The 26,356-nt window shown below is 71.7% G+C and carries 21 protein-coding genes and 2 pseudogenes; 5 read left to right on the plus strand and 18 right to left on the minus strand.

What is annotated here, in order from left to right:
• Positions 1-115: 115 nt before the first annotated feature.
• Positions 116-2,767, plus strand: coding sequence for an AAA family ATPase (locus KKZ08_RS33760; RefSeq protein WP_223778042.1), 2,652 nt, complete (start codon positions 116-118; stop codon positions 2,765-2,767).
• A 166-nt stretch (positions 2,768-2,933) separates the two neighbouring features.
• On the opposite strand, the gene KKZ08_RS33765 is transcribed toward KKZ08_RS33760, so the two are convergent.
• From KKZ08_RS33765 to KKZ08_RS33780, 4 genes are read right to left on the minus strand one after another with little or no spacing between them, the layout of a single operon-like run.
• Positions 2,934-3,983 carry a nitronate monooxygenase gene (locus KKZ08_RS33765; protein WP_223779297.1) on the minus strand — a complete coding sequence of 350 codons (1,050 nt, stop codon included), beginning with the start codon at positions 3,981-3,983 and terminating at the stop codon, positions 2,934-2,936.
• 17 nt (positions 3,984-4,000) lie between these two features.
• A complete protein-coding gene (locus tag KKZ08_RS33770) occupies positions 4,001-4,774 on the minus strand; it encodes a CoA-transferase (protein ID WP_223778043.1) in 774 nt (257 codons plus the stop codon).
• On the minus strand, positions 4,771-5,643 hold the full coding sequence (locus KKZ08_RS33775; RefSeq protein WP_223778044.1) for a CoA-transferase: 873 nt from the start codon (positions 5,641-5,643) through the stop codon (positions 4,771-4,773). The genes KKZ08_RS33770 and KKZ08_RS33775 overlap by 4 nt, the downstream gene beginning before the upstream one ends.
• Positions 5,640-6,401: an enoyl-CoA hydratase family protein gene (locus KKZ08_RS33780; RefSeq protein ID WP_223778045.1), complete on the minus strand. Its 762-nt coding sequence runs from the start codon at positions 6,399-6,401 to the stop codon at positions 5,640-5,642. Before KKZ08_RS33780 ends, KKZ08_RS33775 begins: the two co-directional genes overlap by 4 nt.
• 68 nt (positions 6,402-6,469) lie before the next feature.
• Here KKZ08_RS33780 and KKZ08_RS33785 point away from each other — a divergent pair, with 68 nt between their 5' ends.
• Both KKZ08_RS33785 and KKZ08_RS33790 read left to right on the plus strand, forming a co-directional pair.
• Positions 6,470-7,234: an SDR family oxidoreductase gene (locus KKZ08_RS33785; protein WP_223778046.1), complete on the plus strand. Its 765-nt coding sequence runs from the start codon at positions 6,470-6,472 to the stop codon at positions 7,232-7,234.
• A 23-nt stretch (positions 7,235-7,257) separates the two neighbouring features.
• On the plus strand, positions 7,258-8,184 hold the full coding sequence (locus tag KKZ08_RS33790; protein WP_223778047.1) for an SDR family oxidoreductase: 927 nt from the start codon (positions 7,258-7,260) through the stop codon (positions 8,182-8,184).
• A 35-nt stretch (positions 8,185-8,219) separates the two neighbouring features.
• On the opposite strand, the pseudogene pcaD reads toward KKZ08_RS33790, so the two are convergent.
• The 6 genes and pseudogenes from pcaD to KKZ08_RS33820 all read right to left on the minus strand — a co-directional run bounded on the left by pcaD (position 8,220) and on the right by KKZ08_RS33820 (position 13,601).
• A pseudogene (gene pcaD, locus KKZ08_RS33795) lies at positions 8,220-9,376 on the minus strand (3-oxoadipate enol-lactonase).
• Positions 9,373-10,794, minus strand: coding sequence for a 3-carboxy-cis,cis-muconate cycloisomerase (gene pcaB, locus KKZ08_RS33800; protein WP_223778048.1), 1,422 nt, complete (start codon positions 10,792-10,794; stop codon positions 9,373-9,375). The pseudogene pcaD and the gene pcaB overlap by 4 nt, the downstream one beginning before the upstream one ends.
• On the minus strand, positions 10,791-11,360 hold the full coding sequence (pcaG, locus tag KKZ08_RS33805) for a protocatechuate 3,4-dioxygenase subunit alpha (protein WP_223778049.1): 570 nt from the start codon (positions 11,358-11,360) through the stop codon (positions 10,791-10,793). Before pcaG ends, pcaB begins: the two co-directional genes overlap by 4 nt.
• Positions 11,360-12,148 carry a protocatechuate 3,4-dioxygenase subunit beta gene (gene pcaH, locus KKZ08_RS33810; RefSeq protein ID WP_223778050.1) on the minus strand — a complete coding sequence of 263 codons (789 nt, stop codon included), beginning with the start codon at positions 12,146-12,148 and terminating at the stop codon, positions 11,360-11,362. Before pcaH ends, pcaG begins: the two co-directional genes overlap by 1 nt.
• A 41-nt stretch (positions 12,149-12,189) precedes the next feature.
• Positions 12,190-12,846 (minus strand): CoA transferase subunit B, encoded by a 657-nt coding sequence (locus tag KKZ08_RS33815; RefSeq protein ID WP_223778051.1) that lies wholly within the window; start codon positions 12,844-12,846, stop codon positions 12,190-12,192.
• Positions 12,846-13,601 (minus strand): CoA transferase subunit A, encoded by a 756-nt coding sequence (locus KKZ08_RS33820; protein ID WP_223778052.1) that lies wholly within the window; start codon positions 13,599-13,601, stop codon positions 12,846-12,848. The genes KKZ08_RS33815 and KKZ08_RS33820 overlap by 1 nt, the downstream gene beginning before the upstream one ends.
• Before the next feature lie 188 nt (positions 13,602-13,789).
• Between KKZ08_RS33820 and KKZ08_RS33825 the strand changes: the two genes are divergently transcribed.
• Positions 13,790-14,257: a MarR family transcriptional regulator gene (locus KKZ08_RS33825; protein ID WP_223779298.1), complete on the plus strand. Its 468-nt coding sequence runs from the start codon at positions 13,790-13,792 to the stop codon at positions 14,255-14,257.
• Positions 14,258-14,263: 6 nt separating this feature from the next.
• On the opposite strand, the gene KKZ08_RS33830 is transcribed toward KKZ08_RS33825, so the two are convergent.
• From KKZ08_RS33830 to KKZ08_RS33855, 6 genes are all read right to left on the minus strand, one after another.
• On the minus strand, positions 14,264-15,205 hold the full coding sequence (locus KKZ08_RS33830) for a DUF3048 domain-containing protein (protein WP_223778053.1): 942 nt from the start codon (positions 15,203-15,205) through the stop codon (positions 14,264-14,266).
• A 42-nt stretch (positions 15,206-15,247) separates the two neighbouring features.
• Entirely contained in the window at positions 15,248-17,044 is a 1,797-nt protein-coding gene (locus tag KKZ08_RS33835) for an FAD-dependent oxidoreductase (RefSeq protein WP_223778054.1), read from the minus strand.
• Between the two features lie 189 nt (positions 17,045-17,233).
• Positions 17,234-17,608, minus strand: a complete 375-nt coding sequence (locus KKZ08_RS33840) for a hypothetical protein (RefSeq protein ID WP_223778055.1) — start codon at positions 17,606-17,608, stop codon at positions 17,234-17,236.
• 30 nt (positions 17,609-17,638) lie between these two features.
• Positions 17,639-17,872: a hypothetical protein gene (locus tag KKZ08_RS33845; protein ID WP_223778056.1), complete on the minus strand. Its 234-nt coding sequence runs from the start codon at positions 17,870-17,872 to the stop codon at positions 17,639-17,641.
• A gap of 47 nt (positions 17,873-17,919) precedes the next feature.
• Positions 17,920-18,852: a TerC family protein gene (locus tag KKZ08_RS33850; protein ID WP_223778057.1), complete on the minus strand. Its 933-nt coding sequence runs from the start codon at positions 18,850-18,852 to the stop codon at positions 17,920-17,922.
• A 124-nt stretch (positions 18,853-18,976) separates the two neighbouring features.
• Positions 18,977-20,050 (minus strand): ATP-dependent DNA ligase, encoded by a 1,074-nt coding sequence (locus KKZ08_RS33855; RefSeq protein ID WP_223778058.1) that lies wholly within the window; start codon positions 20,048-20,050, stop codon positions 18,977-18,979.
• A gap of 73 nt (positions 20,051-20,123) precedes the next feature.
• Between KKZ08_RS33855 and ligD the strand changes: the two genes are divergently transcribed.
• Complete coding sequence (gene ligD / locus KKZ08_RS33860) at positions 20,124-21,155, plus strand: non-homologous end-joining DNA ligase (protein ID WP_223778059.1); 1,032 nt, start codon at positions 20,124-20,126, stop codon at positions 21,153-21,155.
• 305 nt (positions 21,156-21,460) lie between these two features.
• Here the strand turns inward: ligD and KKZ08_RS33865 are convergent, their stop codons facing one another.
• Both KKZ08_RS33865 and KKZ08_RS33870 read right to left on the minus strand, forming a co-directional pair.
• Positions 21,461-23,611 carry a family 16 glycoside hydrolase gene (locus tag KKZ08_RS33865; RefSeq protein ID WP_223779299.1) on the minus strand — a complete coding sequence of 717 codons (2,151 nt, stop codon included), beginning with the start codon at positions 23,609-23,611 and terminating at the stop codon, positions 21,461-21,463.
• Positions 23,612-23,691: 80 nt separating this feature from the next.
• Positions 23,692-26,236: pseudogene (locus tag KKZ08_RS33870) on the minus strand (ThuA domain-containing protein).
• Positions 26,237-26,356 lie beyond the last annotated feature (120 nt).

A 26,356-nucleotide genomic window follows, 5' to 3' on the forward strand; every position in this document is an offset into this window, starting at 1 on the left:
CGGACTCTTCCTCACCCCTTGCGGGAGTACCTGCGCCGACAGCGCTCCACACCGGCCCCGACCCGGCTAGTCTCGACTTCTGTACGTCGATCGAGCGACTCCGGGAGGTAGCGCGATGACGCAGGGACGGCCCGGAGGAGCCGCCTGGGCCCCACTGTGGGAGCGCGACGCCGAACTCGCCGCGGCGACCCAGGCCGTCGAGGAACTCTGCGCGGACGCCATGAGCGCGGGCGGCCTGCTCGTCTTCCGCGGCGAGGCCGGCATCGGCAAGACCGCGCTGCTCGCCGAAGTGCGCCGCATCGCGGAAGCACGCCGCGCCACGGTCTGGTACGCACGCGGCGGTGAAGCCGTCACCTCCGTCCCCTTCAACGTCGTACGCCAGCTCCTCCAGCCCGCACTGGTGTCGTTCACGCCCGAGGAGGAACGCGAATACCTCGGCGACTGGTACGACATCGCGGGCCCGGCCCTCGGCGTAGTCGAGCCCGGCGGCCGGCAGGCCGATCCCCAAGGTGTCTGCGACGGCCTCGTCGAAGTGGTCTCCCGGCTGGCGCAGCTCAAATGGCCGCTGGTCCTGCTCATCGACGACGCGCACTGGGCCGACCAGGAGACCCTGCACTGGCTGGCCGCCTTCACCCGCCGCCTGCCCGAGCTGTCCGTGCTCGTCGTGATCGCCCACCGGCCCGGCGAGGCCGGGGGAGACAGCGCACGCCATCTGGCGTCGGTCGCCGCGTCGGCCCGCTCCTTCAGCACGCTGCACGCGCTTACCCCGGACGCCGCCGCGGGGCTGACCCGCGCCACGCTCGGCGAGCACGCCGACGCCCCGTTCTGCCGCGAGGTGTGGGCGGTCACCGGCGGCAACCCCTACGAATCCGTCGAACTGCTCGCCAAGGTGCAGGACAGTGACCTCGAACCGGTGGAGAGCTCGGCGGACACCCTGCGCGCCCTCAACCGCACGGCCAAGGGCCAAGGCCTCATCGCCCGCCTCGAAGACCTCGGCACCGACGCCACCCGCTTCGCCTGGGCGGCCGCCATCCTCGGCACCGCCATCTCCCTGGACATGGCCGCCCGGCTCGCGGGCATGCCCCGCGCCACCGCCGAGCGCTGCGCCGAGCAGCTCTGCGCGGCGCGCATCCTGCTCCGCGACGAGGACGGCCTGGAGTTCGTCCACCCCCAGATCGAGAGCACGATCTACCGCTCCATCCCCTCGGCCACCCGCACCGCCATGCACGGCGTGGCCGCCGCCGTCGTCACGCAGGAGGGCCGGGGCGCCGCGGCCGCCTCCCGGCATCTCCTGGAGGTGCACCCCGAGGACGATCCCGACCTGGTCGAGCAGTTGCGCCAGGCCGCGGCCGAACATCTCGCCGTCGGCGCGCCCGACGCGGCCCGCCGCTGCCTGGAGCGCGCCCTGCGGGAACCACCGCTGCCCGAGATCCACGCCCGCGTGCTCTACGAACTGGGCTGCGCCACGCTGCTCACCTCGCCCGCCACCACCATCAAGCACCTGCGCGAGGCGCTCTCCATGCGTGGCCTCGACCAGGAGCTGCGCGTCGACGCCGTCTGCCGGCTCTCGCAGGCCCTCGTCCACAACGACCAGCGGGGGGAGGGACTGCGGGCCATCGCCGAGGAATCGGCACGGCTCGACCAGGGGCCCGCGCTGCTGCGCCTCCAGGCCGTGCACTACATGTGGGAGGGCATCCACGCGGGCGAGGAGGACTCCCCGGCACGGTCGCGGCGGCTGGCCAAGCTCGCGGGCCCGCTGACCGGCCGCGACAACTCCGAGCGCGCCCTGCTGATCCTGCGCGCCTTCGACGCCATGACCCGCGGTGAGAACGCGGAACTGGTCGTCGAACTCTGCGACCGCGCCCTCGTCAACGGCCGCCTCGCGCCGGGACTCGGCTGGACCGACACGGAGTGGAGCTTCGAGCTCCGTCTGATGCTCGGCGGTTCCTACGCCTTCGCGGACCGGCTCGACCGCGCGGAGAGCCTGTTCACCGAGGCCGTGCGCGCGTACGAGACGGCGGGCTGGAGCGGCGGGCACCTCGCCCTCGCGCACGCCTTCCTCGGCTATGTGTACCGCAGGCGCGGGCGGCTGATCGACGCCGAGCACTCCCTGCGCGAGAGCCTGCGCCTTGCCGACCGCGTCGGCAAGGGCCTGCCCATGCACTGGGAGGCGGCCAGCATGCTCATCGACACGCTCCTGGCGCGCGGGCACATCGGCGAGGCGGGCGCCATCGCCGACCGCTACGGCTTCGCGCCGCCCTCCGCCTCCACGATCTACGTCCCGGACGCCATGACCGTACGCGGCAGACTGCTGCTCGCGCTCGGCCGCACGGACGAGGGGCTGAACGAACTGGAGGCCACCGCCAAGGCGTTGACCGCGCGCGGCCAGTACAACACGGTGCTCGCGCCGTGGGCGTACGACCTCGCCCGCGCCCTGGCGCACGAGGACCCGAAGCGGGCCGCGCACCTCGTCTCCGACGCCCGCATGCAGGCCGAGCGGTTCGGCACGGACACAGCGATCGGCGAGGCCCTGCGGTGTGCGGCCGCCCTGGAGACGGGCCCGCGCTCCATCGCCCTGTACCGCCAGGCGGCGACCTACCTGGAGGCGTCGCCCTGTGCGTACGAACACGCGGTGGCCCGAGTCGAGTACGGCATCGCGGCGGACGCCGTGCCGGAGCTGGAACGCGGTCTCACCCTCGCACGGACCTGCGGAGCCGACGGCCTCGCGGAGCGGGCGCTCGCACACATGCCCCTGGTGAAGGGCTGACGCCGGGCCGCACCGCGGGGCAGCTGGGCGTCGGCTTCACCTCGGGCGGGTCCGGGGCCCGCCGCCCCGGCGCGGGGTGGCCCTTGGCGGGACTCAGGAGGCCTACGCGTCCCTTGATCCGGCCCTGCCTCGAAAGGCCCGGAGCTTGACGCCAGGTCCGACTGCTTCACCCCCTCGCCCCCAGTCGCCCCATCACCTCCCACGCCTCCACCATCACCCGCTCCACCAACTCCGCACACGACGGCACGTCCTCGATCAGGCCGGCTATCTGGCCCGACGCCATCACCCCCGCGTCCGGGCGGCCGTCGACCATCGCCGACTTCAGCATCATCGGCGTGTTCGCCGCGAGGAGGACCTGGCTCCACGTCAGGTCCTTGCCGCGCCTCATCGCGAGGCCGTCGCGCGCCATCCGGGCCCACCCCAGCCCGGAGAGCCTGTGGAACGCCGCCGCATGCCGCACCGCCCGGGCCAGGGACGCGAGGCCGCCCGACTTCTCCAGGCCGGCCACCAGCTCCGTGCGCAGCATCCGGTGCGGAAGGCCGTCCACGCGCGTGGTGACCGTGACGTCCCTCACGGAGGCCGCCAGATAGCGCGCCTTGACCGCGTCCGGCACCGGCGAGTCCGAGGTGAGCAGGAAACGCGTGCCCATGGCCACGCCCGCCGCGCCATAGGCGAGCGCGGCGACCAGGCCCCGTCCGTCATAGAACCCGCCCGCGGCGACCACCGGGATGTCCACCGCGTCCACGGCCTGCGGCAGCAGGACCGTCGTGGCCACCTCGCCGGTGTGACCGCCGCCCTCGCCGCCCTGCACGACGACCGCGTCCGCGCCCCACGCGGCGACCTTCTCTGCGTGCCTTCGCGCGCCGACCGAGGGGATCACCACCACGCCCGCGTCCTTGAGCTCGGCGATGAGCTCCCTGGACGGCGCCAGCGCGAAGGACGCCACGCGCACGCCCTCCTCGACGATGACCCGGACACGCTCCCGGGCATCGCCCGCGTCGGCCCGCAGATTGACCCCGAACGGCGCCTCCGTACGGGACCTCACCTCGCGCACGGCCGAGCGCAACCGCTCGACCGTCATGGTCGCGGAGGCCAGGATGCCGAGCGCCCCGGCGTTCGCCGTCGCCGAGACCAGGCGGGGGCCCGCCACCCAGCCCATGCCGGTCTGCACGATCGGGTGCCGCACCCCGACCAGCTTCGTCAGCGGCGTCTCGATGACGGGCGGGGCCGCCGTCACGCGCGCACCTCGCGCTCGCGCAGACCCCGCGGGTCCACCACCTCGCGGATCAGCCGCAGCTCCTCGTCCGTCGGCTCGCGGGTGTACGGCAGACCGCCGTCCGGAGTGGCGAGCGCGAAACCGGTGGCCTCCCGCACCCGGCCGAGCGTCACCCCCGGATGCAGGGAGACCACCCGCATCGCGTGATGGGACGTAGCGAAGTCGAAGACGCCGAGGTCCGAGACGACGCGGCGCAGGTCGTGGAAGCGGGTCGCGGAGGGGCCCGCGGCGGCCGCGCTGTCGTACCCGACACCGCTGATCATGTCGACCTTCTCGACGAAGACGCGCGTCGAATGCCTCGGGATCCAGTAACTCACCGGATTGTTGATCGTGTTGGCCGGGGCGCCGCGCACACCGAGCAATTGCCGTCGGGGGCGCGCCCAGTCGCCGATGCACGAGATGTTCTGATTCCCGAAGCGGTCGATCTGGCTCGCGCCCATCATCACGTGCCGCCGCCCGCCCATGACCATCGTCAGATGCTTGCGGTACGGCAGCCAGCCCTCGGTCACGCCCGACGCGGTGCCCAGTGCCGGGACGTCGCCGATGAGCAGCGCCTCGCCGTCCGTGAGCAGCAGGTCGGGGGAGAAGGCCAGCTTGGCGAGGCGCGCGCCGATGGACGGGATCGTGCCCATGGGGGACGCGAGGATCTCGCCGTCGTCCCGCCAGGCCTCGGCGCAGGCGATGACGCAGTACTCGGCGCGGGTGACGGTCCGCTCGGCGGCCGGGGTCATCGCTGCTCCTTGTGCCAGGTCCGGACGGCCAGGTGGTAGTCCCGCTCGGTGCCGGCCAGGAAGCGGGCGCGGAAGGCCGCCCAGGCCTCCGGGTCCGCGGCGGCGTCGGCGTACGCCTTCTGAAAGGGCTCGTCGCGGTCGTAGTCGGGCACGCAGGACGTGAAGTGCGCGCCGTTCGGCGTCTCGGCCACGCCCGTCACCGTGTGCCGCGAGATCAGCAGGGACTGCGGCGCCGCGTGCTCGGAGAGCCGCCCGGGGTCGACGACCTGCTCACACGAGACGTACGCGGTGTCGGAGGCCTCGCAGAACAGGTCGTCGAAGTAGGGGTCCGGGCCCAGATAGCGGGCGTTGCCGAACCGGTCTGCGCGGTTCATGTGCACCAGCGCCGCGTCCATCCGCAGGGCGGGCACCGCGACCAGCTCCTCGCCGTCCTCGTACGGCGAAGTGACCGTACGCAGCTGGGGGTTGACCCGCAGCACGTCGGAGCCGAGGCCCGCGCGGATCGGCAGGAACGGCAGCCGCTGGGTGCCCGCGGTGAGGCCCTGCATGAGCATCGCCTCGTCCAGCTCGACGAGTTCGAAGGCGCCACGCTCGCGTGCCGCGCGGAAGTGCGGTTCCAGCGGAATCGAGTCGAGCGTGGTGAACGCCGTGATCAGCTTGCGGATGCGGCCCGCTGCGGCGAGCAGGCCGATGTCCGGGCCGCCGTAGGAGACGACGGTCAGGCCCGTGACGCCGGACCGCAGCAGCGCGCGCACCAGCGCCATCGGTTTGCGGCGCGAGCCCCAGCCGCCGATGCCGAGGGTCATTCCGCTCTCCAGACGCCCCACGATCTCCTCGGGCGTCATGATCTTGCCTGTCCTGCCGCTCATGTCCCGCCTTCCCCTCGCGTCCCGAAGTCCTCGCGGATGCGGTCGGCCAGGCCGCTGAGATTCGCCTCGAAGGTGAAGCCCTGCTCGAAGCGGTAGCTGCGGTGCACGTCGACCGGGTCGATGCCGTTGATGGCGGCCTTCGCGAAGCGCAGCAGTGTGCCGTCCTTGCGGGCGATCTCGCGCGCCAACTCCAGGGCGGCATCGCGCAGTTCAGCACGCGGGACGACCTGCCACACGGAGCCGTGGGCGTGCAGTTCGGCTGCCGTCACGGTGCGCGAGGTGTAGTACAGCGCGCGCATCAGATGCTGCGGCACCAGGCGGGCCAGGTGGGTGGCGGCCCCCAGCGCGCCCCGGTCCAGCTCGGGCAGGCCGAACATGGCGTCTTCGCTCGCCACGATCGCGTCCGCGTTGCCCACGAGGCCTATCCCGCCGCCCAGACAGAAGCCCTGCACGGCGGCGACGACCGGCACCTCGCATTCGTACACCGCCGAGAACGCCGCGTAGCAGCCGCGGTTGGCGCCGATCAGCGCGGTGTGGCCGCTGTCGCGCCGCATCTCCTTGATGTCCACGCCGGCGTTGAACCCCCGCCCCTCGGCGGCCAGCACCACGCAGCGTGTGGCGGGGTCGCGCCCGGCGGCGCGCACGGCGTCCGCCACGGCATACCAACCCCGCACAGGAAGGGCGTTGACCGGTGGATAGTCGACGGTGACGACCGCCACGCCCTGCGTGGGCTCCGGGACGGAGGTGGAGACAGACATCAGAGGATCCGCTACCTTTCGACCACACGCCTTCAACCAAACATTTGTTAGTTGGAAAGGTAGCAGCGATGACTGACACCCGACAGGTGGCCGTCGTCACCGGCGGCACCCGCGGCGTCGGCGCCGGAATCGCCCGCGGCTTCCTCGCCGCCGGCGCCCATGTCGTCGTCTGTGCCCGCAGGCCGCCCGACGAGCCGGTCCAAGCGGCGGGCGCCACGGCGGAGTTCCGGCCGCTGGACCTGCGCGACGCACAGGCCGGGCACGCCTTCTTCCGCCAAGTGGCCGCCGACCACGGCTCCGTGGACGCCCTCGTGAACAACGCGGGCGGCACGCCGTTCGGTCTCCTCGCCGACACGGCCCCCGCCCGGCAGGCGAAGATCGTCGAACTGAACCTCCTCGCCCCGCTCTACGCCTCGCTCGCCGCGTACGACGTGATGCGCGCCCAGCGGTCGGGCGGCAGCATCACGATGATCGGCAGTGTCAGCGGCACCCGGCCCTCGCCCGGCAGCGGGGCGTACGGAGCGGCGAAGGCCGGCCTGGAGAACCTCGCCCGGACCATGGCGGTCGAATGGGCCCCGGCCGTGCGCGTGAACACCGTCGTTCTCGGCCTCGCCCGCACCGAGAGCGCCCACCTCCACTACGGCGACGAAGAGGGCGTCGCCAGGGTCGCCGCCACCGTGCCGCTCGGCCGCCTCGCCGACCCCGCGGACGTCGGTGACGCCTGCGTCTTCCTCGCCTCCGAACAGGCCCGGTACATCAGCGGCGCCGCCCTCCACCTGCACGGCGGCGGCGAGCGCCCCGCCTTCCTGGACGCCGCCTCGGTCAACCGCTGAACGCCTCAATAGGGAGCTGCCCCATGACTTCAGCCGCCACATCCGGGATCTGTGCGGGCCGCGTCGTGATCGTCACGGGGGCGGGCCGCGGGCTGGGCCGCGCCCACGCGCGCGCGTACGCCGCCGAGGGCGCCCGGGTCGTCGTCAACGACCTCGGCGTGGGGCCCGACGGCTCCGGGGGGTCCGGCGGGCCGGCGCACGCCGTCGTCGAGGAGATCCGCGCCTCGGGCGGCGACGCGGTCGCGCACGGCGGTGACATCGCGACATCGGACGGCGCCGCCTCGCTGGTGCACGCCGCCCTCGACAGGTACGGACGCCTCGACACCCTCGTCAACAACGCGGGCTTCCTGCGCGACCGCATGCTGGTCAACCTCGACGAGGACGACTGGGACGCGGTGATGCGGGTCCATCTCAAGGGGCACTTCCTCCCCTTGAAGCACGCGGCGGCCCACTGGCGGGCCGAGGCGAAGGCCGGACGCGTGCCGCACGCGTGCGTGGTCAACACCAGCTCGGGAGCGGGCCTGCTGGGCAGTGTCGGGCAGGGCAACTACAGCGCGGCCAAGGCGGGGATCCTCGGCCTCACCCTGGTCGCCGCCGCCGAACTGGCCGCCTACGGAGTACGCGTGAACGCCATCGCGCCCGCTGCCCGCACCCGGATGACCGAGCAGACGTTCGCCGACACCATGGTCGCCCCGGAGGACGGAGCCTTCGACGCGATGGCCCCGGAGAACGTGTCACCGCTCGTCGTCTGGCTCGGCTCCACCGCTTCCGCCGGGGTCACCGGCCGCGTCTTCGAGGCGGAGGCCGGCCGCATCACCGTCATGGAGGGCTGGCGCCCGGGGCCGACCGCGGACAAGGGGGCCCGCTGGACCCCGGCCGAAGCGGGCGGGACGGCCCGCAAGCTCCTCACCGACGCCGAGCCGCCCCGACCTGTGTACGGGGCACGCTGAGCCCCGGCCTGTATACGGGACACGCTGTCCAGACCTCAGTCACGTCCCTGCGGCCCCGCTTCTTGTTCTTCCTCCGCCAGCACGCGCTGAGCCACCCCGAACGCCGCGTTGGCCGCCGGCACCCCGCAGTAGACCGCCGTCTGGAGCAGGACCGCGCCGATCTCCTCGGGCGTGAGGCCGTTGCGGCGGGCCGCGCGGACGTGCAGGGCCAGCTCGGCGAGGTGGCCGTGGGCCCCGAGCGCGGTCAGCGTGATCATGCTGCGTTCGCGGTGCGAGAGCGTGGGATCGGTCCAGATCTCCCCCCACGCGTAGCGGGAGATGAAGTCCTGGAAGCGGGCGGTGAAGGGCGTGGTGGCGGCCTGCGCGCGGTCGACGTGCGCGTCGCCGAGCACCGCGCGGCGCACGGCCGCGCCACCTCCGGCCGCCGGACCGGCGAAGTGGGCGCGCAGCGCGCGCTCACGGCGGCGGGGCGCTCCGCGGGCGCCAGATGCGAGGCGCCCGCGAGTTCCACCAGGGACGCGCCCGCCACCGCGTCGGCGATCTCCCGTGCGTGGGCGGGCGGTGTCGCGGGGTCCTCGCGCCCGGCGAGCACCAGCGTGGGCGCGGTGATCGACGCCACGCCGTCCCGCAGGTCGTACGCGGCCAGGGCGTCGCAGCACGCCGCGTACGCCCCCGGATCGGCGGCCAAGAGGTCGGCCACCAGGGCGGGAACCGTGAATCCGGGCGTGAACCAGCGCCGCGGCGCCGATTCCGCGAGCGCGGCCAGGCCCTCGCGGCGCACGGTCGCGGCCCGCTCCCGCCAGGCATCCGCGCCGCCGAAGTGCAGCGACGTACAGACGAGGGCGAGGCTCGTCACGCGCTCCGGATGGCGGGCCGCGAGGTGCAGTCCGACGGCACCGCCGAGCGAGACACCGGCGTACGCGAAGCGGTCGATGCCGAGCGCGTCGGCGAGCGCGAGGACGAGTCCGGCGAGGTCGGCGACCGTGGCGCCGGGCCCGATCAGCTCCGCGGGGGAGCCGCCGTGGCCGGGCAGGTCCCAGCGCACGACCCGGCGCGCGGTGGCCAGTTCGGGCGCGACGGCGTCCCACAGGGCGGTCGACGTGCCGAGGGACGGGCCGAGGAGGAACGGGGGAGCGCTGTCCGGGCCCTCGATGGTGTGGTGCGGCAGCTTGCCGGTCGGGTGGGTCGTCAACGTCGCTCCAGGGCGCGGTCGGTGAAGGTGCCGGCGGAGCCGGTGTAGCGGGTGGGATCGGCGAGTTCGGAGAGACTGGACGGATCACAGAGGGCAGCGAGGGCGGCGCGTGCGGAGAGGTCGGTCCCCTTCGGAGCGGGTTCCTCGGCCAGGATCTCGCCGAGCATCTCCCCGATGACCTCCGCGAGCGTGCGCCCCTCGGCGCGGGTGCGCCGTGCCGCCTCGCCCACGAGTTCCTTCGCGCGGGCCCGGCCGAGCAGCGGGCTGAGGGTGGCGACGAGCCGCTCGGACACGAGCAACCCGCCGGTCAGGCCGAGGTGTTCGCGCATGGCCTCCGGGTGGACGCGCAGCCCTTCGGCCAGCTCGGCCGCGTCGCGGGCGGCGCCACCGGCCAGGCGGAGCAGGTCGCGCAGGGGTTCCCACTCGGCGTGCCAGGCACCCGCGGGCCGCTCGTCCTCGGCGGCGAGTGAGCCGAGGAGCGTGGCCGCGAGGGCGGGCGCGCGGCGCGCGGCGGCGGCGATGAGCGTGGCGCGGACCGGGTTCGCCTTGTGGGGCATGGCGGACGAGCCCCCGCCGGAGCCTTCGGAGAGCTCGCCGATCTCGGTTCTGGAGAGCGTCGCCACGTCCACCGCCGCCTTGCCGAGGGCCCCCGCCGTGAAGGCGAGGGCGGACGCGAGGTCGGCGACGGGCGTGCGCAGGGTGTGCCAGGGCAGCAGCGGCTCGACGAGCGCCAACTCACGCGCGAAGGCCGCCACGAGCGCTCCGGGCGGCCCTTGCTCGTGCTCCTCGCCGCGCACGGCCGGCTCCCCGCCCCCGTACGCCGAGAAGGCCGCCAGCGTTCCCGCCGCGCCCCCCAGTTGCACGGGCAGCGCCGCCCGCACCCCCGCGAGGCGGTCCCGGGCGTCGAGCACCAGCGAGCGCCACCCCGCGGCCTTCAGCCCGAACGTCGTCGGCACCGCGTGCTGTGTCAGCGTGCGGCCCGGCATCACCGTGTCCCGGTGCCGCGACGCGAGGCGGGCCAGGGCGCGTTCCGCGCGGGACAGGTCCGCGAGGAGCGGGTCCAGCGTGCGTGCGGCGACCAGCATCAGCGCGGTGTCGAGGATGTCCTGGCTCGTCGCGCCCCGGTGGACGTAGGGTGCCGCGTCGGCGGGCACCGACGCCGTGAGGTCGGCCACCAAGGGGATCACCGGATTGCCGCCCTCCCGCGCGCGGAGCGCGAGGTCCCGCGCGTCGAAGCGGGTCGCGTCCGAAGCCGCCCTGGTGACCGCCGCGGCCGCCTCCGGAGGGGCGAGGCCCACCGCCGCCTGGGCGCGGGTCAGCGCCGCCTCGGCGTCCAGCAGGGCCTGGAGGAGGGCGAGGTCGCCGGTCGCTTCCTCGGCGGCGGAACCGACCCACCCGGGAGAGAACAGGCCGCTCACGGGAACTCCAGGAAGACCGTCTCGTCCGCCCCTTGGAGCCGGACGTCGAACCGGTACGTGCGGGGCGCCTCGCTCCGGGCGATCAGCGTGGCGCGCCGGTCGGCGTCCAGCGAGCCGAGCAGCGCGTCCCCGGGCTCCTCCACGAGGTACGCGCGCGTGTACAGGTGATGCAGCAGCCCGCGCGCGAAGACGGCGAGCGAGATGTACGAGACACCGCCCGGTGGCAGCGTCCGTACCGCCCAGTGGCCGTCCGCGTCGGTCGGCACCCGGCCGAAGCCGGTGAACGCGACGCCGTCGCGCCCGATGACCCGCCCCGTCACGGGGTCGTGCCGCAGCGAACCCGGCGCGCCCGTGCGCGAGCAGTCCGGGGCGGGCTGCCAGGTCTCGATCAGGGCGTCGGGGACGGGCTGCCCCGCGCCGTCGTACACGTACCCGTGCAGCGTGATGGTGTCCGGATGGCCGACGGGGGCGACCTCACCGCCGCGCGCGAAGGGCAGCGCGTAACCGTAGAAGGGCCCGACGGTCTGGGAGGGCGTGGGAAGCGGCGTGGCGGCGGACGCGGGCATCAGTGGTGGTCGCCTTCCTCGAAGAGCGTCGCGGACGGGCCGTCCAGGACGATGTCCCAGCGGTATCCGAGCGACCACTCGGGAACGGACAGGGCGTGGTCGTAGGCGCAGACGAGGCGTCGGCGCGCTGACTCGTCGGTCACCGAGCACAGCACGGGGTCGTACGGGAAGAGCGGGTCCCCGGGGAAGTACATCTGGGTGACCAGGCGCTGGGTGAACGCCGTGCCGAAGAGCGAGAAGTGGATGTGTGCCGGACGCCAGGCGTTGACGTGATTGCGCCACGGGTAGGCGCCCGGCTTGACGGTCGTGAAGGAGTACGTTCCTTCGTCGTCGGTCAGGCAGCGGCCGAAGCCCGTGAAGTTCGGGTCCAGCGGCGCCGGGTGCTGGTCCAGCTGGTGGGCGTACCGGCCGGAGGCGTTGGCCTGCCACAGCTCGACCAGCTGGCCGCGCACGGGCCGCCCCCCGCGGTCAAGGACCCGGCCGCTGACGGTGATCCGCTCGCCGAGCGGCTCGCCCTGGTGCTGGCGCGTCAGGTCCCGGTCCAGGGCGGTGACGTCCGTGACGCCGAACGCGGGACCGCTGAGCTCCACAGCCTCGGGGTCGCGCAGCGGGACCAGCGGCTGTTTCGGGTGACGGAAGTGGCTGCTGCGGTAGGGCGGGTAGTCGCGCGGCGGGTGGTGCCCGCCGGCCGACGTGGTCTGCGCCTTCGCCACTTCGGTGTCTATCGCGTCCTGGCTGAGTCCGTCGGGCAGGGGCCCGGCGGACGGGGAGGAGGTCGTCGTGGTCATGGTGTACCGCGTCTCCGAAGTAGAGGTCGTCATTCCCGTGTTCAAGACGTGAAGCCCGCTGGAAGGCGGATCTCAGCGGCGGTACGCGCGACGACGTCCTCCACCGTGCACCCCGGCGCCAACTCGACCAGCTCAAGGCCCGGTTCGCCCCGTTCCGTCACGTCGAGGACGCAGAGGTCGGTGATGATCCGGTCGACGCATCCCTTGCCGGTCAGCGGCAGCCCACACTCCTCGACGATCTTCGCGGAGCCGTCCTTGGTGGTGTGCGTCATGACGACGATGACGGTTCGGGCGCCGTGCACCAGGTCCATCGCCCCGCCGATCCCGGTGATCATCTTGCCGGGGACCGCCCAGTTGGCGAGGTCCCCGCGTGCGGAGACCTGCATCGCGCCGAGCACGGCGACGTCGATGTGGCCGCCGCGGATCATCCCGAAGGAGAGCGCCGAGTCGAAGAAGGAGGCGCCCGGCAGGACGGTCACCGTCTCCTTGCCCGCGTTGACCAGGTCGGGGTCGACCTCGGCCTCCGCGGGGTAGGGGCCCACTCCTAGGAGGCCGTTCTCGGACTCCAGGACCACCTCGACGCCCGGCGGGAGGTGATTGGGGATCAGTGTGGGCAGGCCGATGCCCAGATTCACGTACTGGCCGTCGCGCAGTTCACGCGCGGCGCGGGCGGCCATCTGCTCACGGGTCCAGGGCATCAGCCGCTCACCGTCCGCTTCTCGATCCGCTTCTCCGCCGCCTGCTCCGGGGTGAGCGCGACCACGCGCTGCACGAAGATCCCCGGCAGGTGCACCGCGTCCGGGTCGATCCCGCCGGGCTCCACCAGCTCCTCCACCTCCGCGACGGTGACGCGGCCCGCCATCGCCGCGAGCGGGTTGAAGTTGCGAGCGGCCTTGCGGAAGACGAGATTGCCGTGCCGGTCGCCCTTGGCCGCCCGCACCAGCGCGAAGTCGGTGCGGATGCCGTGCTCCAGCACGTACGGGGTGCCGTCGAACTCCCGCACCTCCTTGGCCGGTGACGCGAGCGCGACGCCGCCCTGGCCGTCGTAGCGCCACGGCAGGCCGCCATCGGCGACCTGTGTGCCGACCCCGGCCGGGGTGTAGAACGCCGGGATGCCGGCCCCGCCCGCCCGCAGCCGCTCGGCGAGCGTGCCCTGCGGGATCATCTCGACCTCCAGTTCGCCGCCCAGGTACTGCCGGGCGAACTCCTTGTTGGCGCCGATGTAGGAGCCGGTCACGCGGGCGATGCGGCCGGCCGCAAGGAGCACCGCGAGGCCCGAGTCCAGCGCGCCGCAGTTGTTGGACACCACGCGCAGGTCCGAGGCCCCGGAGACGTGCAGCGCCCGTATCAGTTCGTTCGGTACGCCGCTCAGACCGAAGCCGCCGACCGCGAGCGACGCCCCGTCCCAGACATCGGCCACCGCCTCGGCGGCCGTGGCCACCACCTTGTCCATCCGCGCACCCCCCTCTCTTCCCGGCCCGCATCGATCAGGTCGACCCATGGGGCAATTAATCAGGGCACTGAGTAATTCTGCGAGGATAGGAGCCGCCCAACTGCCTGGCAAGAGTGGGCGGCATACAGGGTTGGGAGCGGGTAATGTTCAGTGCACCGATGAACAGTCCCGGAGAAGCGGAGGGCCCCATGGCCGCGGTGGACCTCGCCACCCATCCCGGGCACCTGGCCCGGCGTCTCCAGCAGGCGCACTACCTCCTGTGGAACACCATGGTGTCCGAGGAGATCACCTCACCGCAGTTCGCGGTCCTCAACGCCCTCGTCGCCGAGCCCGGCCTCGACCAGCGCACCGTGGGGGAGCGGGTGGGCCTCGACCGGTCCACGGTCGCCGAGGTCATCAGCCGACTGATCCGCCGTGAGCTGCTGGACAAGGTCCGCGACCCACAGGACGGCCGCCGCTATCTGCTGCGCCTCACCGACGAGGGCAGGAGCACGCACCGCAGACTGACCGTGCGGACCGCGCGGATGAACCAGGTGTTCCTCGCCCCGCTCTCCACCGACGAGCAGAGCGTCTTCTTCGACCTGATCCGGCGGGTCGCGGACGCGGCGGAGAGCCTGCGCAACCCAGGGGAGCCGCCGGCGTCCCGGCAGGCGTGAGCGCGCTCACGCCTGCGCGTACACCACCCACACCTGCCCCTTCGCGAACGGCAGCGGCTTGCCGTCGGGCGTCGCGAACGCCGTGCCGTCCGTGGCCGCCGCGCGCTTCCAGCGTGCGTCGAAGGCGCGCCCGTCCCGCAGGACGCGCGCACTGCCCTCGCCGACCGTCTCGGTGAACGGCGAGATGTTGCCCGAACGGTCGTGGAAGCGGGACTGCCGCACCTTCGTGTACTGCACGACGACCGTGGAAGCGGCCAGCTCCTTGCCGTCGGGGGTACGCGCCCGCTCGCCGTCCATGGTGATGCGCCAACGGCCCTCGTACTCCACCCAGTCGAAGGCGAAGCGGGCCGAAGGGAAGCGGACCGTCCGGTGCGTCTCCGGGGTGCCCCCCGCCGGCGCGGGCCCGAACCGGAAACCGGTGCTCTCCAGGGCGTCCGCGTGTGGGGTGACCTTCAGGGCCTTGGGGCGCAGGAAGAGATCGTGCGGCGCGGCCCTGGCGTCGTCCCGGTAGTACGCGTCACCGGGTGCCTTGTCCGGCGGCACGGCCCGCAGGGGCGCGTCCGCGATCAGCGGCAGAAGCTTCGACTGCGCCCCGGAGAACGCGAGCACGGGCGCGTCGAACTGGCGCAGCAGTTCGAGATCCGTCTCCCGCGCGCTGCGCACCGGCCCGATCACGGGCGGCAGCCGGGACGCGTATACGGCCATCAGGCGGCTCAGCCCCGCCTCCACCTGTTCGGCGTACACGACGTCCGCGGCGTCCAGGCCCGTCTGCGGGCGCGCCTGAGGAACGTTGTCGATCTTCACGGCGACCGCGGCGGCGCCGGCGGGGCTGCCGCCGGGGCCGCCGCTCGGGCCGCCCAAGGGCGGCTCCGGCTTGTCGGTCTCCACCGTGCAGCCGGCCGCCAGTACGACCAGCACCACCGCCCCGAGCCCTGCGCGCGTCCGCATCAACCGTCTCATGCGTACGTCTTACCCCGACGATGCCCGCTATCAGCCGAAATCAAGCGCGTTGCGCAGCCCGAGTCGGTAACGGGTGCGGTCGTGGCGCTTGGCGAGTTCGATGGCCGGGGCGCGGTAGAGCGGTCGCACCGTGCACGGCTTCTGGTCGGAGCCCACCCGCTCCAGCAGCGCGTTGACCGCCTGGCGGGCCGCGGCGTTGGCGCCCTCCATGGTCGCGAGGTCGATGTCCACGGACACGTAGTCACCGGAGAGGAAGAGGTTGGGGATCTTCGTCGCGGCCGACGGGCGGTTGTGCAGGGTGCCCACCGGGTGGATGAGGAGTTCGTCCTCGTTCGTGGGGTTCGGCGTGCCGAGGCCGTCGACGCCCGGGTCGAGGAACCACGAGTGCAGCTTGCCGTCGCTCAGGACCGTCTTGCCGGTGTCGTTGAGCGCCGCCTTGAGCTGTGCCCACACCTCCTTGGCCACCTCCTCGCGGGTGCACTGCTTGGCCGTCTTGCCGTACAGCACCCCCGGCTTGTCCCACTCGGAGATGTCCACCGACAGGCAGTCGACCGCCACCCCGTCGCCGTAGTCGGCAGGGAAGTCGCGCTCGGGCCAGTGGCCCGCCTGCGCGATGCCGGTCAGCGACCAGGGCGAGTCGACGCAGTTGAAGTGGCCCTTCACGAGGGGCGGGCGCTCGGTCAGATAGAACTGGATGCCCGTCATCCAGTCCGTCTGCAGCTTGTCGCAGCGTGCCAGCTGCGGGTCGGCCGCCTTCATCGCCGCGCTCCACGTCCTGCGCGCGTGTTCCACCGGCATGGCCTGCACGTAGTGGTCGGCGGTGATGTCACGCCGTACGCCGCCCGGGTCCTCGATCACGGTCTTGGTGATGCGGCCGTCGCCGAACGCCAGCTCGCGGACCGTCCAGCCGACGCGGAACTCGACGCCGAGCGACTTCAGGTGGGTCACCCAGGGGTCGATCCACGCCTCGTTCGTGGGCGCGTTCAGGATCCGGTCGGGCGGGCCGTCGGCGCCCTGGCCGAGCGCGTTGAAAACGAAGGCCTCGCCGAGGGTGCCCACCGTGCGGGTGCTCGCCTCCTCGGCCTTCGTCGCCACGATGTTGCGGGTGACGCCGATCGCGAGGAGGCGCTGGTAGTCCTTCGACATCTTCTCGGCGCGCACGAAGTCCCACCACGGCGTCGACTCCCAGTCGTCGTCGCGGCGCTCGTCACAGCTGGTCAGGAAGACCAGGGCGCGGTTCACGAAGTACGCGACCTCGTGCGCCGGCAGGTTGAAGGCCGTGTCGAGCAGAGCGGTGAGCGCGCGGGCGATGTCGTCGAGGCTGACCTGCTCCGGCTGACTGCCGGACCACGGGATCGGCATGCGCAGGTCCTCGCGGCCGGTGCGCGCGAACGACATCTCGCGGGGCGCGACGAGGTTGTCCCACACGCCGTTGGCGTTCCCGGGGAAGGGGATGCGGCGCATGGTGTCCGGGAGGTTGTGGTAGATCCCCGGGATGAAGCGGAAGCCGTGCTCGCCGGGCAGCGGTCTGCGGTTGCCCTTGGCGCTGTTCGGCACGTCCATGCTGCGGGCCTTGCCGCCGAGCGCCCGGCGTTCGTAGACCGTGACGGCGAAGCCGCGCTCGGCCAGTTCGTGGGCGGCCGTCAGCCCCGCGACACCGCCGCCGAGTACGGCCACGGAGTGCTTCGCCCGCGGTGCTCCCGCCGCGGCGGCGGCAGGCACCGCGGCCACTCCCACTCCCACGCCCAGCGCGGTCGCCCCGCCGACCGCGGCGGCCCCCGCGACGAACCCCCGCCGTGTGCTTCCCTCGGCACGACTGTGCCCCATGCCCCAGCCCCCCTTACCGTCGGTAACTGACGTGTCAGGCGCAGGAGCCTACGGTCGTGAGGGGTGAGGGGGAAGATGCGGGGGAGCAGCTTCACACATTGGCGTGATTCCGGTGGCGGGAGGGTTTGCCGCCTCAGTAGTGCCTCGTGGTGAGCCGCCGCGCGGTGTGCCGGCTCAGCGGGGCCGTGCCTAGTGGCGTCCCGTGGGCCGCCGCGCGAGCCGGAGCAGCCGCTGTAGGGGGCCACGTGTCGGGGAGGCGCCTCGCGGAGGCGTTCGCGAAGGGGTGGGGGACACCCGAGGGATGAGTGTGCGGCCGTCCTCCGCTTCCAGGAGGACCGCCGGTCCGCCGTCGGTCGCGGCGGACCAGTCGACCCGGAGCGTGAAGGGCCGCGGCTCGTCGTCGGGCGTCTCGGCCGTCAGCACCGTGACGCCGCGACGGCGCTTCTGGCAGGTGGCGACGACCTTGCCGTCGACCAGGACTTCGACCGGGTCCCGTGCGCCGCCGACGCACACGGTGATCGAGTGTCCTCCCCGGTCGAGGTGAAAGCGGGAGTCGTGCGACATCGGCCACCTCCCCGTCCCCGCCGTCGCGCGTCAGCGGCGCACCCGGCCGGTCTTCCGCTCCCAGCCGCTGCGCGTCCAGACGATGTGCGCGGACTCGGGGACGTACTCCTCGCAGCGCGGATTCTGGCATGGCCCCGCCACCCAGGCGGGGACGAAGACACCGAGGCTCTTGTGGCGCACCACCACGGCGTCGACAGGTTGCTTGCACGAGCCGCAGACATGCCCTGACGCGGTCGTCGTCCGGTGTTTCCGCTCGCCGTTCATAGCATCACTTTACTGTTACTTGGTGTTTTTTGGCATCCTTTTGCGGTCTATTTCGGGCGCAGCAGGCTGAGGCCTACGGAGACGGCCAGGACGAGGGAAATGACGGCAAGGCTGATCGGTGACGGAATCTCGGGGATGGCGTCGCTGACCGTCTTGTGCGAGGCCTGCAACACGAGTTTGACGCCGATGAAGGCGAGGATGATGGCCAGGCCCTTGCTGAGGTAATGGAAGCGGTCGAGCAGGCCCGCGAGCATGAAGAACAGGGCACGCAGACCGAGAATGGCGAAAGCGTTGCTGGTGTAGACGATGAACGCGTCACTGCTGACGGCCAGCACGGCGGGCACGCTGTCCACGGCGAAGACGAGGTCGGCGGCCTCGATCGCGGCGACGACGGCCAGCAGGGGGGTGGCGACGCGTTTCCCGGCTTCCTTCACGAAGAAACGCGTGCCAGCGTATTCGTCCCGGACGGGAATGACCTTGCGGAGCAGGCGTACGGCGATGCTCTTGCCCGGGTCGAAACTGTCCTCCTCCTCTTTGAGGATCTTGTAGGTGCTGTAGAAGAGGATGATCGCGAAGACGAACAGCACGGCCGTGAAGCGGCTGACCACGGCCACGCCCGCGGCGAGGAAGATGCCGCGGAAGACCAGGGCGCCGAGTACGCCGAAGAACAGTACGCGGTGCTGATATGCGCGCGGCACCTTGAAATAGCCGAAGATCAGCGCGAAGACGAAGAGGTTGTCGACCGACAGGCTCTTCTCCAGGAGCCACGCGGTGGTGTATTCCACCCCGGCGGTCGTGCCCACCACGAGGAAGACGACGGCGCCGAAGGCGATGGCCAGCCCGACCCAGACCCCGCTCCAGGCGGCGGCTTCCCGGAAGCCGATGACGTGGGCGTGCCGGTGCGCGAGGAGGTCGACCGCCAAGGACACCAGCACGGTGACGACGAAGACCATCCATAGCCAGAACGGCACACTGTGCATGGCCCCAACCCCTCGGCTGCGACAAACCGGACATCTCTTTCGAGTGTGCGGTGCGCGGCCGTGACTGTCCTCCTGGCAGCGCTACTCCTGTGGGTACTCCTGCGTGTACTCCTGTGGGCGGCGCTCAGCCCGGCGGCGGGCCCAGCACGTCCGTGAGCGAGTACCGCACCGGCTCCTCCAGTTGGGCGTAGGTGCAGCTCTCCGGTCCACGGTCGGGGCGCCACCGGCGAAACCGCGCCGTGTGGCGAAAGCGCCGCCCGCCCTCCATGTGGTCGTACGCCACTTCGCACACCCACTCGGGGCGTACCGGCACCCACGACAGGTCCTTCTTCCCGGACCAGCGGCTCGGCGCGCCCGGCAGCCGTGCCGTCTCGTGCGCCGCCTCGTCTCCCCAGGCGGCCCACGGGTGCCCCTGCGCGGACTCCATCCGCAGCGGCTCCAGCTCGTCGATCAGCTCCGCCCGCCGCTTCATGGTGAAGGCCGCGGCGACACCCACGTGCTGGAGTGCGCCCCCCTCGTCGTAGAGGCCGAGGAGGAGCGAGCCGACGACGGGGCCGCTCTTGTGGAGGCGGTAGCCCGCGACCACGCAGTCCGCCGTGCGCTCGTGCTTGACCTTGAACATGACGCGTTCGTCCTGGCGGTAGAGCAGATCGAGCGGCTTGGCGATGACCCCGTCGAGACCCGCGCCCTCGAACTGTTCGAACCAGCGCCGCGCCACCTCCGTGTCGGTCGTCGCCGGTGCGACATGGACGGGCGGTGTCACCCCGGACAGCGCCGTCACCAGGCGCTCGCGGCGTTCCGCCATGGGGGTGGCGGTCAGCGACTCGTCCCCGAGGGCGAGCAGGTCGAAGGCGACGAAGGACGAGGGGGTGCGCTTGGCGAGCGTCGCGACGCGCGAGGCCGCGGGGTGGATGCGCTCCGTGAGCGCGTCGAAGTCCAGCCGTCCGTCCCTGGCGATCACGATCTCGCCGTCCATCACGCATCGCGCCGGAAGCCGCTCCCGCAGCGCGGCCGCCAACTCGGGGAAGTAGCGGGTGAGGGGCTTGCCCGTGCGGCTGCCGATCTCGATCTCGTCACTGTCGCGGAAGACGATCGCACGGAACCCGTCCCACTTGGCCTCGTACTGCATGCCCGGCGGGATCTTCGCCACGGGCTTGGCGAGCATGGGCTTCACGGGCGGCATCACCGGCAGATCCATACTCCGATTCTGCGGTGGTCCACCGCATATCGCCCGGTATGCGGTGAATGACCGGGCCGTTTAGCGTTGCTCCATGGGTGAAACCAAGGGCAAGAGCGCGGCCGTGGAGATCGACACGGGGGAGCGGACGGTCCGCCTGTCCAGCCCGGACCGGGTCGTCTTCCCCGAGCGCGGCTACACCAAGCTGGACCTCGCCCAGTACTTCCTGGCCGTCGGCCCCGGCATCCTGCGCGCGCTCAGGAACCGCCCCACCACCTTGCAGCGCTACCCGGACGGGGCGGCCGGCGAGTTCTTCTACCAGAAGCGGGCGCCGAAGAACCACCCCGACTGGATCCCCACCGCCACCATCACCTTCCCCAGCGGCCGCACCGCCGACGAGATGTGCCCCACCGAGGTCGCCGCCGTGATCTGGGCGGCCCAGTACAACACGCTCACGTTCCACCCCTGGCCCGTACGGCGCGACGACATCGACCACCCCGACGAACTCCGCATCGACCTCGACCCGCAGCCCGGCACGGACTACGCCGACGCGGTACGCGCCGCACATGAACTGCGGGCCGTCCTCGACGAGTTCGGCGGCCTGGCCGGCTGGCCCAAGACCTCCGGCGGCCGGGGACTGCACGTCTTCGTGCCCATCGAACCGCGCTGGACCTTCACTCAGGTGCGGCGGGCCGCGATCGCCTGCGGGCGCGAGCTGGAGCGGCGCATGCCGGAGCAGGTCACGACGGCGTGGTGGAAGGAGGAGCGCGGCGAACGGATCTTCGTCGACTACAACCAGACGGCCAGGGACCGCACCATCGCCTCCGCCTACTCGGTACGGGCCCGCCCGCACGCCCCCGTGTCGGCGCCCCTGCGGTGGGACGAGGTCGACGACGCGGCGCCCGAGGACTTCGACATCGCCACCATGCCGGGACGCTTCGCGGAGGTCGGCGACGTCCACGCGCGCATGGAGGAGCGGGCCTACTCCCTCGAAGCCCTCCTGGAACTCGCCACCAAGGACGAGAAGGACCACGGGCTCGGCGACCTGCCGTACCCGCCGGAGTACCCGAAGATGCCGGGCGAACCGAAACGGGTGCAGCCGAGCCGCGCCAAGCACGAGGACTAGCCCGGGGCAGCCGTCAGGCGGCGGCAGCTGTCAGGCGCGGGCAGCTGTCCAGCAGGCGGCCGTGGTGGGGCGGGAGCCCGGGGTCGTCGTCCACTGGTCGAGAAGGACCGGAAGCACCTCCGCCGCGTCCCTCCGTATGTGCCACAGAGTGATCGCCACCTACGCCGGGCAGCCCTCGGCCCCCGTCATCAGCGCACGCACGCGGGGCGCGATCACAGCATGCCGCACACCACTGACAACGCACGGCGCCCCCACCCCGGGCGGGGCGGGGGCGCCGGGGCGCGACGCCTCGCGGCTACGACGCTCTACAGCTCCTTGATCCTGATGTCCCGGTACGACACCACGTCCGTCACCCCGTGGACCTGGAGCCCGAGATAGCCGGACGCGTAACGGCGCCCGTCCGTGCCCGGGTCGTCACCGCGCGGCGGCGTGAAGTCCTGACCGCCGACGTTGTCGAACTCGTTGAGCAGGACGCCGTTGCGGTAGACCGAGTAGTGCTGGTCCACCACGCGGATCTCGTAGTCGTTCCACGTGCCCTTCGGGGTGACGCCGGCGCCGGCCAGACCCACCCGGTCGAAGCCGTAGATCGACCCCGTCTTGTACATGTCGCCGTCGGGCCGGTCGAGCACCTGCACCTCATGCCCGTACTTGATGGCCACCCACTCCGGACGCGACTCCTCCGGGTGGTCGTGGACCTGCGGGAAGCGCACGAATACCCCGGAGTTGGTGTTGCCGTTGCCCGGGGCGTCGTCGCGCCACTGGAGCTTCAGCGAGAAGTCGCCGTACTTCCGCTGCGGGAACCACAGCATGCCCATGCCCTGGACGGTGGTGCTGCTGGTGATCGTGCCGTCGTCGTTGAGCCCGAACTTGCCGCCGCCCACCTGCTCCCACTTGTCGAAGGACTCCTTGGTGCCGTCGAAGATCTTGCGGTAGCCGTCCGTCTGGCCCGGCTTGCCGATGCCCGACTGCTTGGCGGCGCGGTTGATCTTGTTGTACTCGCGCTGGTCGATCTCGCCTTCTTTAAGAAGCCTGTCGGTAACGGTCTTGACGTGCTTCAGGAAGAGCGCGTGCGAGGTCCACTCCTTCTCGTCCTCGATCAGTTCGTTGATGCGGCAGCGGTTGTTCGTGACGCGGTTGGGGACGCCCGTGTCGACCGTGCCCACGATCACCGTCAACCGCTCGTCGAACTCCGGGCAGGTGGGCGCCGGGACGCCGCCGCCCTCGGAGACCGTGAAGGAGACCGTCCTGGCCTCGGCCGTGTTGCCCGCCTTGTCGCTCGCCCGGTACGCAACGGTGTGCCGCCCCACGCGGTCGACGACGACCGGCGCCTCGTACGCCAGGTACGGGCCGCCGTCCAAGGAGTACTCGATCTTCGCGATCCCCGAGCCCGAGTCGGTCGCGGTGACCGTCACCTTGGCCCTGCCGAGGTAGGCGCCGTCGGAGTCCTTGTCGCCCTCGACCTTCGCCGACGTCTCCGGAGGCGTCCTGTCCTCGACCGGAGGCGCGACCACGGTGAACTCGACGGACTTCTCGGCCGCCTGGTTCCCCGCCTTGTCGGCGGCGCGGTAACGGACCTTGTGGGTGCCCGTCTCGTGGACCATGACCGGGCCGGTGTACGCCTTCCAGGCGCCGCCGTCACCGATCGCGTACTCGATCGTGTTGACGCCGGAACCGGTGTCGGACGCCGTCACCGTGACCGTGGCCATCGCGACGTACTGCCCTTGGTCGTTCTTCTCGCCGGACACCGTGGCCGACGTCTCCGGAGGCGTCCTGTCGTCCGTCGACGGCGCGACGACCTTGAAGTCGACGGACTTCTCCGCCGCCACATTGCCCGCCCGGTCCGAGGCCCGGTAACGGATCTTGTGGGAGCCGACCTGGTCGACGACCACGGGCGCGGTGTACGGCTGCCACGCGCCGTCCGCCCCGAGCGCGTACTCGATCCTCTCGACGCCCGAGCCCTCGTCCGTGGCGCTCACGGCCACCGAGGCCGAACCGACGTACGCGCCGTCGGCGTTGGTCTGCCCCTCCACCTTCGCCGACGTCTGGGGAGCCGTGGTGTCCTCGCCGCCGCCCTCGGTCACCACCAGGATGCCCTGCATCGCTCCGTGGCCCGGGATCGTGCAGTAGTAGCGGTAGCGGCCGGGGGTGAGAGTGACCTCGGCCGTGTGCTTGCCGCCCTGGTCGTCGTTGGGGTTGGCCAGGATGTTCAGCGGGACGTCGTTGTTGTACTCGGGGTCCGAGACGTCGAACGTCAGTGTGTGCGGCATGCCCGTCGTGTTGCCGGTCGCCTCACTGTTCTCGAAGACGATCGTCGTCGGTCCCGCCACCGCTGTGGTGGGCGCCGACTTGTACTTGTTGATGTCGTTGTCGGCCGTCCAGGTCAGTGTCTGTGCCGCCGCGAGACCGTTGTTGTCGTCGCGTGCCGTGGCCGCCGTCGACGTCAGGCCGAGCACCATGAGGAGCGAGGCCAGCAGCGCCGTGTACAGTCTTCGCTCCCGCACGGTCCGTGCCGCGAAGCCAGCCATCGGGGAACGCCTCATCCCGCCCTCCTCGCCAGATCGCCGGCGGCCGGGGTCGGCCCGCCGCCCTTGTACGTCACGCGCCACAGCGCGGACTTGGAATCCGAGGTGAAGAAGCCGCGGCCGTAGTCCAGGACGTACAGGGAGCCGTCCGGCGCGAACTTCCAGTCCATGAGGTTCTTGATGCCGTCGTTGCCGATCGGGATGATCTTCTTCAGTGATTCGGCGTGCACCGGGAGACCGCCGTCGCCGACCGTCTTCGGGTCGGTGAGCACCGCGTGCCGCGGCTGGTCGCCGTCGTAGAAGTCGCCGACGAACCACTTGCCGTCCCAGTACGAAGGCCACGTGTCGGCGCTCGCGCCCGCCGCGTCGTAGCGGTAGACCGGGCCGTTCATCGTGGCCTGGCCGCCGCCCTTGAGCCACGGCAGGAGCTGCTTCTGCTCCTCGGTCTTGTAGCTCGGCACGCCGTTCGCGTCGCGCGGGTAGTCGATGCCACCGCCCTGCGGCGAGTACCAGATGTTGTTGGGCTCGGCCGGCGGGATGTTCACCAGGCCGTCGTTGTTCGGCGACTCGTTCTTGAGGTTCTCGCAGTCGTACCAGCCGAGGGGCTTCGACGGGTCCGGCAGGTTGCGGTCGCGATAGGGCTGGTTGTTGCCCATGCAGTACGGCCAGCCGCGGTTGGAGGCGTGCGTGATCGCGGCGAACGTGTCGTACTTCGCCGGGCCCCACGTCGTCGACGGCGCGGACGCGTCCGGGCCGACCCACCCCGCGTACAGAGTGTCGGTCTTCTTGTCGATGGAGATGCGCGCGGGGTTCCTGACACCCATCACATAGATCTCGCCGCGCGTCTTGCCGCCGCCCTCGTCCTGCTCCTGGCCGGTGAAGAGGTTCCCTTCGGGGAGCGTGTACGTCCCGTCGGGCTCCGGGTGGATGCGCAGGATCTTGCCGTTGAGGTTGTTGGTGTTGCCGGCCGTGCGGCGGGCGTCGGCGAAGGAGACACCCTTGAAGTTCGGCTCGGGGTTGTTGCCCGAGTAACCGTCCGTGAACCGCGAGGAGTTGTTGTCGCCGGTCGCGATGTACAGATTGCCCTTGGAGTCCCAGGCCATCCCGCCGCCCGAGTGGCAGCAGCTGTGGATCTGCACCGGCCACTTGAGCAGCACCTTCTCGCTGCCCATGTCCAGCTTGTTCGTGGCCCGGTCGAGCGTGAAGCGGGAGACGTACCGCTCGGCCATGTGCGTCTCGCGGTTGATCTTCGCGTGGGGCGTGTAGTGCAGGTACACCCACCCGTTCTGCTCGAACTTCGGATCGATCTCGATGCCGAGCAGGCCCTCCTCGACCTTGATCAGCTCATCGCCGCCGCCCTTGTTGCCGAAGACCGACACGGCACCCGCGAGCGTCACCTTCTTGGTCCTCGGGTCGTAGACGTGGACCTCGCCCCTGCCCTTGCCGATGTCCGGGTTGTTCCAGTCGGTGATCACCGGCTGGGAGGAGTCGGCGCCGCCGCGCCCGATGTAGAGGACCCGCCCGTCGGGTGCGGTGACCAGGCCGTGCGGCTCGCCGATCTGGTCGTTCTGCCCCGGCTGATTGGCCTGGGTGAGGCGCTCCGCCTTGTAGTTGGCGTTGATCGTCGCCTTGCAGTCGGCGCGCGCGATGCGGGTCGTCCACAGCAGGGCGCCGCGCAGATGGCCGCGGAAGTCCGCCTCGTCGTACGAGGACGCGGTGCCGCCCATGCCGGTGTAGAAGGAGCGTCCGCCGTCGTAGTCGCGGCACCACGACACCGGGTGGTCCCAGCCGTTCTTGCCGGTGCCGGGCCGGTACGTCGACTCCCGTACGCGGGCGACCGTGTGTACGTCACCCGAGGGGTTCTTCGTCCAGTTCAGCCACCGGTCGGGCCGCTTCCACTGGAGGGGCAGACCCTTGGTCGCCGGATGCTCGCGGTCGCCGACCTCGACGGTCGCCCGCTGGACGTCCGCCGGGCTCGCGTCGGCGGGCCGGGCGCCGATCAGGCCGGTGAACCAGGTCGAGTACGGCTCGGCGCGGGCCGCGTCATGGACGCCGAGGAAGCCGCCACCGGCCTCCATGTAGGCCTCCAGGCCCGCTTCCTGCTCGGGGTCGAGGATGTCGCCGCCACCGGTCAGGAAGGCCACGGCGTTGAAGGTGCCGAGTCTGCGCTCGTCCGTGAAGACGGCCGGATCGTCCGTCGCCACGATCTTGAACCGCTGGGCGGACGGACCCGATTGGCCGATCTCCTCGATCGCCTCGATACCGGCGTTGACCACGGGGGACTCGTCGCCGCCCGCCGCCGAGCCGTGGAAGACGAGGACCTTGACGTTGGCGCCGCCGGGCGGCGAGGGTAGGGACATCGTTGTCAGCGGCGGTTCCGGGTACGGCCGCGGGTTCCGGGTACGGCCGCGCGGAGGCGGCCTGTGCCGAGAGCGCCCCGGTGACCAGGGCTCCCGACAGCAGTGCGGCCGTCCAGGCCCGGCGTGAGTGGTTCGGTCTGCGTCGTTTCCTGCTCAACCCTCGTACGGTCAAGGGCTCTTGATGCGGTGTGCGCCGCATGAGTACACCCACCCCTCGTCGGTCACAGCAACAGCGCCGACGAAGCTAGACCTCTTTTCGCAACTCGCCAATAGGTATCACCGCGATAGCACGAACTTTGTCCTGCGTGTGGATAAACAA

Source organism: Streptomyces sp. 135 (genome assembly GCF_020026305.1).
In the GTDB taxonomy this organism is placed as follows: domain Bacteria; phylum Actinomycetota; class Actinomycetes; order Streptomycetales; family Streptomycetaceae; genus Streptomyces.